The 5455-nt window shown below is 72.1% G+C and carries 7 protein-coding genes; 2 read left to right on the top strand and 5 right to left on the bottom strand.

Translation table 11 applies throughout. From position 1 onward, the window contains the following. Nucleotides 1-89: 89 nt before the first annotated feature. Together MFF42_RS14280 and MFF42_RS14275 are read right to left on the bottom strand one after the other, a co-directional pair. Complete coding sequence (locus tag MFF42_RS14280) at nucleotides 90-251, bottom strand: DUF2256 domain-containing protein (RefSeq protein ID WP_238256327.1); 162 nt, start codon at nucleotides 249-251, stop codon at nucleotides 90-92. A 105-nt stretch (nucleotides 252-356) separates the two neighbouring features. Next, nucleotides 357-1223 (bottom strand): methionyl-tRNA formyltransferase, encoded by an 867-nt coding sequence (locus MFF42_RS14275; protein ID WP_238256326.1) that lies wholly within the window; start codon nucleotides 1221-1223, stop codon nucleotides 357-359. Nucleotides 1224-1380: 157 nt separating this feature from the next. Here MFF42_RS14275 and MFF42_RS14270 point away from each other — a divergent pair, with 157 nt between their 5' ends. Then, on the top strand, nucleotides 1381-2115 hold the full coding sequence (locus tag MFF42_RS14270; RefSeq protein WP_238256325.1) for an SDR family NAD(P)-dependent oxidoreductase: 735 nt from the start codon (nucleotides 1381-1383) through the stop codon (nucleotides 2113-2115). 15 nt (nucleotides 2116-2130) lie between these two features. On the opposite strand, the gene bcsS is transcribed toward MFF42_RS14270, so the two are convergent. After that, complete coding sequence (gene bcsS, locus MFF42_RS14265) at nucleotides 2131-2898, bottom strand: cellulose biosynthesis protein BcsS (RefSeq protein WP_238256324.1); 768 nt, start codon at nucleotides 2896-2898, stop codon at nucleotides 2131-2133. Between the two features lie 286 nt (nucleotides 2899-3184). On the opposite strand from bcsS, the gene MFF42_RS14260 reads away from it, so the two are divergent. Beyond that, nucleotides 3185-3781: an exopolysaccharide biosynthesis protein gene (locus MFF42_RS14260; protein WP_238256323.1), complete on the top strand. Its 597-nt coding sequence runs from the start codon at nucleotides 3185-3187 to the stop codon at nucleotides 3779-3781. Between the two features lie 57 nt (nucleotides 3782-3838). Here the strand turns inward: MFF42_RS14260 and MFF42_RS14255 are convergent, their stop codons facing one another. Together MFF42_RS14255 and MFF42_RS14250 are read right to left on the bottom strand one after the other, a co-directional pair. Next, nucleotides 3839-4726, bottom strand: a complete 888-nt coding sequence (locus MFF42_RS14255) for a metal ABC transporter permease (protein ID WP_238256322.1) — start codon at nucleotides 4724-4726, stop codon at nucleotides 3839-3841. Further along, nucleotides 4723-5455: metal ABC transporter ATP-binding protein (locus tag MFF42_RS14250; RefSeq protein WP_238256321.1), on the bottom strand; the 733-nt coding region annotated here is incomplete at its 5' end. The genes MFF42_RS14255 and MFF42_RS14250, both read right to left, overlap by 4 nt.

Genomic DNA, 5455 nt, shown 5'->3' with positions numbered 1-5455 from the left:
GTCGCGCCCTGGATCGCTTCGCTGCCGCTCGCGATGACGGGGTCGGGTAAAGTCCGAAGCGAAGAGCCGAAAGCCGTACGAGGCCGAGATCAGGTCTTCCGCGCCGCGCGCTTCGCCTCCGCCCGGCAGCGGTCGGAGCAGTAGCGCACCTCCTCCCACACCCGCTCCCACTTCTTGCGCCACGCGAAGGGGCGGCCGCACTGGGCGCAGATCTTCTGGGGGAGGTCGCCCTTGCGGCGCATCGGCGGCATTGGCTGGAGCATCGTCCCGAAAGGTGGGCACCGGCTTTCGGAAAAGGACGATGCAAAAACAAGAGACCAAAGCATCGCGATGGATTCGGGATCCAGCGCGATGCTTCAGCGCCCGATCTGCCCGGCCTCGTTGAGCGGCACCGGGCTCCAGCGGGTGAGCTGCACGTAGCCGTCGCGGGCGGCGACCACGATGTGGCGGCGGTGGCGGTGCACCACGGTGCCCGCGGCGTGGCGGTGCGCCTCGGTCCAGCCCTCGGCGGCGGCGACGAAGACGCGGGCCTCGCCCAGCCGGGCGATGGTCTCGATCGCGCCGAAGGCCCGCACGCGGCGCAAGACCTCGGCGACGTCCTTGCGGAAATCGAGGGTGCGGTCGGCGTCGTTCACCCGCGGCCAGTAGGAGCCGTCGCCCTGCGGCTCCGCCTTGCGCCAGCGCTCGGCCAGGTCTTTCCCGATCGGCCCGAGGGCGAGGCGGCGGGCCGCCATCTGGCACTTGGCGAGCAGCGTCTCGTGGGTCTCGCGTTCGATGAGGGGAAAGATGTCCTGGGCGAGGATGTCGCCGGTGTCGAAGCCCTGCTCGGCGAGCACGTGGGCGGTGACGCCCCAGCTTTCGTAGCCGTCGAGGACCGCCTTGAAGAGCGGGTAGGGACCGCGACCCGTCGGCAGCGGCGAGGGGTGGACGTTCAGCGCGTAGCGCACCCGCCCGTGCCAGCCCCGCACGAGCCAGGGATAGCCGGCGACGACGAGGACCACGTCGCGGCCGTGCTCCTGGGCGAGCCGCTCGATGTCGTCGGGCAGGAGGCGCGAGAGCTGGATCGGGATGCGGTGGCGCCGGCTCTGCGCCACCACGACCTCGTTGAAGTCGTAGATGCCGTCGCAGGGCCGGGTGAACAGCTTCACCGGCTTCCAGCCGGCCTCGATCAGCCCGTCGAACACGCCGCCGAGGAAGTCGATGCCGGCGAAGGCGAATTTCATGGATGGCGACGTCCCGTGACTGGCCGCATCGCCCTGCGACGTTCGGCGCGGGCCTGCGGCGGCGGAGGCCGGCTCCACGCCGACCGGCTCCGCCTTAGCTAGTGGATTTCGGGCAAGGGTGAAATCTTCGGACGAAGACGGCCCGACAGGGGGCATCATGGAACGGGTCGTGATCTACGGCGGAACCGGCGGCATCGGCCTCGCCACGGCGCGGGCCCTGCGCGCCCGGGGCGCGGCCCTCCACCTCGTCGGGCGCGACCCGGAGCGCCTGGAGAAGGCGGCGTCCGACCTCGGCGAGACGGGCTTCACCGCGGGCGACGTCACCGATCCGGCCCTTTTCCCGCGGGTGGCGGGGGAGGCGGGGGACCGCCTCGGCGGCCTCGTCTACGCGGTCGGAACGATCCAGCTCGCGCCGCTCGCCAAGCTCGATCCGGCGCGCATCGAGGCGGATTTCCGCATCAACGCCCTCGGCGCCTTCCTGGCGGTGCAGGCGGCGGCCCCCGCGCTCAAGGCCGGCGCGGGGGAGGGGAGCGCGGGCGTGGTCCTGTTCTCCACGGTCGCCGCCGCGCAGGGGTTTTCACATCACGCCTCGGTCGCCATGGCGAAGGGCGCGGTCGAGGGGCTCGCCCTCTCGCTCGCCGCGGAACTCGCGCCCGCGATCCGGGTGAACGTGGTCGCCCCCTCGCTGACCCGGACGCCGCTCGCCGAATCCATCACCCGCAACGCGACGCTGGCTTCCGGCATCGCCTCGATGCACGCGCTCCAGCGCCTCGGCGAGCCCGAGGACGTCGCCGCGCTCGCCGCCTTCCTCGTCGGCCCGGAGGCGGCCTACGTCACGGGGCAGGTAATCGGCGTCGATGGCGGGCGCTCCTCGCTGCGCACCAAGGGGTGATGTCCGGCCGCCGCCTCACAGCGTGCTCCAGATCGCGAGGGCGACGTAGGGGCTCCACCGGTCGAGCGGCGTCTCGAACTGGCCCCCGGCGGAGAGGCGGAAGCGGTAGCCGCCGAGCGCGTAGTCGGTGGCGTGCAGCCCGACGCTCCATTTCCGGTAGTCGGTCCGGTCGCCGTAGAGGGCGGCCTCCGGGCCGAGATACGCCCCGAACAGGGCGGTGCCCCAGGACAGCCGGAGATAGGCGTCGCCGCGGGCGGAGCCGAGGATCACGGTCGCGGTCGCCAGCGTCGTCTCCGTCGGCCGCGCCCAGACCTCGCCGTGCAGGCGCAGGCCCGCCCGCAGGGGCAGGGCTTGCAGGAGGCCGGGACGGGACAGCGCCTCCCAGGACGCTTCCGGGCCGGCGAACAGTGTCACCGCGCCCCAGTCGCGGATGAACTGGTAGCCGGCGAGCGCCGCGCCGAGGGCGGTGAAGCGCATCAGGACGGGCTCGCGGCCGCCGCCCTCCCTCCGCACGCCGACGCCGGCCGTCACCAGGGCGACGGGGCCGTCGCGGTCGAACCGATCGAAGGCGAGCTTCGCGCCGCCGGCGGAGAAGGTCGAGGCGCCGGCCTCCATGCTGCCGAACAGGACGGCCCGCAGCGTCGTGTCGTCCGCCCTGGCCGGACTGCCGAGGACGACGGCCAGGACGACGAGGCCGGGCCGGTGATCGGCGCGGCGGCGGGCGGCCCGCCGGATTGCGGCCGGACCCTGGTGACCGTCGTTCGGAGGAGCGCGTTTCGACATTGCAGGTCGCGCCGAAACCGGAGGGACGACCAATGGTTGTCACAAATTGCGGCGGTGATTAAGTAGAATTCACGATTCGCGACAAGTTATCGGATCGCTTTTACTTGAGATGATATATCGGAGTAGTCGGCCAACCTGAGCGTGGTTTGCCCCTGTGTGGCAAGACACGCGCGCGGGGGTGATGGCGCTTGGCGGATGGTTCGGGTTGGGCTAGAGCCGCGCTCACCGAAAGATCAACGGCCGAGCCGGTTTGTCCTCCGCTGCCCGCACCTCCGACGTTCTCACCATGCTTGCGAGCCAGGAGAGCGAGCGGCTGACCGTCGGCGACATCGTCGCCGTGCTGCGGGACCGCGCCTTCGCGCTGCTCGTGGTGCTGCTCGGCCTGCCCAACTGCCTGCCGATGCCGCCGCCGATCCCGCTGGTCTGCGGGCTGGTCCTTCTCGTCATCGCCATCCAGATCGTGGCCGGGATGTCGGCCCCCTGGTTGCCGCGGCGGCTGCTCGACCAGTCGATCGCCCGCGCGACGGTGGAGAAGGCGGTGAACCGGGCGGTGCCGCTCCTGCGCCGGCTGGAGCGCTGGTCGCGCCCGCGGCTGAGCGTGTTCGACGGGGCCGTCGGCATGCGCGGCATGGGCGTGCTGATCCTGGCGCTGGCGCTGGCGCTCATCGTGGCGCCGCCCTTCTTCGGCCAGATCCCGCTCGGGCTCGCCGTCTCGCTGATCGGCCTCGGACTGGTCGAGCGCGACGGGTTCGTGGTGCTGATCGGCCTGCTGATCGGCGGCGTCGGCGTCGGGATCTCGATCGGCTTCGTCTACACCCTGTTCGCCAGCATCATGAGCGCCTTCACCTGGCTCTCCCAGGCGATCCCCGGCCTGGGGCTGTAGGGCGCCTTTCCCCTCCGCCGCTTCGACCGAAGCCGAGGTGATCAGCCGGAAACCGTATCACGCCTCCAGGTGGCGCCGCCGCACGAGGCGGTGGATCAGGCCGCCGCGGGGGCCGACCAGCATCGAGACGAGGTAGAGCGCGCCCGCCGCCAGCACGATTGCCGGACCCGTCGGCAGCCGGATGCCGGCATGGTAGGAGACGAGCAGGCCGGTCACGCTGGAGAGCATCGAGACCAGCATCGCCACGGGAATCAGGCCCGACAGGTCGGCGGCCCAGAACCGGGCGGTGATTGCCGGCAGCAGCATCAGGCCGACCGCCAGCAGCGTGCCGAGCGCCTGGAAGCCGCCGACGAGGTTGACCACCACGAGGGCGAGGAAGGCGGAGTGGACCGGGCCGCCGGCGCGGCTCACCGTGCGCAGGAACAGCGGATCGACGCACTCGATCACCAGCGGGCGGTAGAGCAGGGCGAGCGCGACCAGCGTCAGGCTGCTGATGCCGCCGAGCAGCGTGAGCGCGTCGTCGTCCAGCGCCAGCACGGTGCCGAACAGGATGTGCAGCAGATCGACCTGCGAGCCGCGCAGCGACACGAGGAACACCCCGCCCGCCAGCGAGATCAGGTAGAAGGCGGCCAGACTCGCGTCCTCCTTCAGCACGGTCGAGCGGGTGACGAGCCCGGCGGCCAAGGCCACCGCGAGGCCGGCCACGAGCCCGCCCAGCGTCATCGCCGGCAGCGACAGCCCGGCGACGAGGAAGCCCGCGGCGGCGCCGGGGAGGATGGCGTGGCTCATCGCCTCGCTCATCAGGCTCATCCGGCGCAGCATCAGGAAGACGCCGAGCGGCGGCGCCGACAGGGAGAGCGCGAGGCAGCCGGCGAGCGCCCGGCGCATGAAGCCGAACTCGACGAAGGGGCCGACCAGGATGTCGGTGAGGTCGGCGAGCGTCACGAGACGGCCCCGTGACGCGCGTGGGCGTGGCCGTGCCCCTGATGATCGTGGTGGGCATGGTCGTGCCCGTGGTCGTGCGGTTCCGCCGCCGCGGTCCCGGGCGTCGGCGCCTCGTGATGCGCTTCGTGATGTCCCTCGTGATGTCCCTCGTGATGTCCCTCGTGATGCCCCTCATGGCGGCAGATCGCGGCGGCCTCGTCCCAGGCCTCGGACAGGCGCAGAGCCCGCGCCAGCACCGGCGGCGTCAGCACCTCGCGGGTCGGTCCCCAGGCGATGGGGCGGCGGGCGAGCACGAGGGTCGAGGGGAAATGCGCGCGCACCTGGGCGAGGTCGTGCAGCGCCGCGACGACGGTGCGGCCCTCGCGGTGCCAGCCGCGGATCAGCGCGATGAGGTCGCCGGTGGTGCGCTCGTCGATGCCGGTGAAGGGCTCGTCGAGCAGGATGATCCGCGCGTCCTGCACGATCAGCCGGGCGAACAGCGCCCGCTGGAACTGTCCGCCGGAGAGGGTGCCGATCGGCCGGTCCTCGAAGCCGGTGAGCCCGACCATCGCGAGGGCGTCGAGCAGGCGCGCGCGCTGGCGGGCGAGGCTGCGCCACGCGCCGAGCGGGCGCCACAGGCCCATCGCCACGAGGTCGAGGACGCTCAAGGGGAAGCTGCGATCGATCTCGGCCGCCTGGGGCAGGTAGGCGATGGTGCCGGAACGCGACTCCGCCTCGACCGTGCCGTCG

The sequence above is a fragment of the Methylorubrum podarium genome, assembly GCF_022179745.1.
Lineage (GTDB): Bacteria > Pseudomonadota > Alphaproteobacteria > Rhizobiales > Beijerinckiaceae > Methylobacterium > Methylobacterium podarium.
Note: the sequence above shows the minus strand (reverse complement) of the source record. Positions and strands in the feature narration are given on the sequence as shown.

Coding starts and splice junctions, on each gene's coding strand:
- MFF42_RS14275 (WP_238256326.1), bottom strand. CDS start 1,223: ATGAAATTCGCCTTCGCCGGCATCGACTTCCTCGGCGGCGTGTTCGAC.
- MFF42_RS14260 (WP_238256323.1), top strand. CDS start 3,185: ATGCTTGCGAGCCAGGAGAGCGAGCGGCTGACCGTCGGCGACATCGTC.
- bcsS (WP_238256324.1), bottom strand. CDS start 2,898: ATGTCGAAACGCGCTCCTCCGAACGACGGTCACCAGGGTCCGGCCGCA.
- MFF42_RS14270 (WP_238256325.1), top strand. CDS start 1,381: ATGGAACGGGTCGTGATCTACGGCGGAACCGGCGGCATCGGCCTCGCC.
- MFF42_RS14280 (WP_238256327.1), bottom strand. CDS start 251: ATGCCGCCGATGCGCCGCAAGGGCGACCTCCCCCAGAAGATCTGCGCC.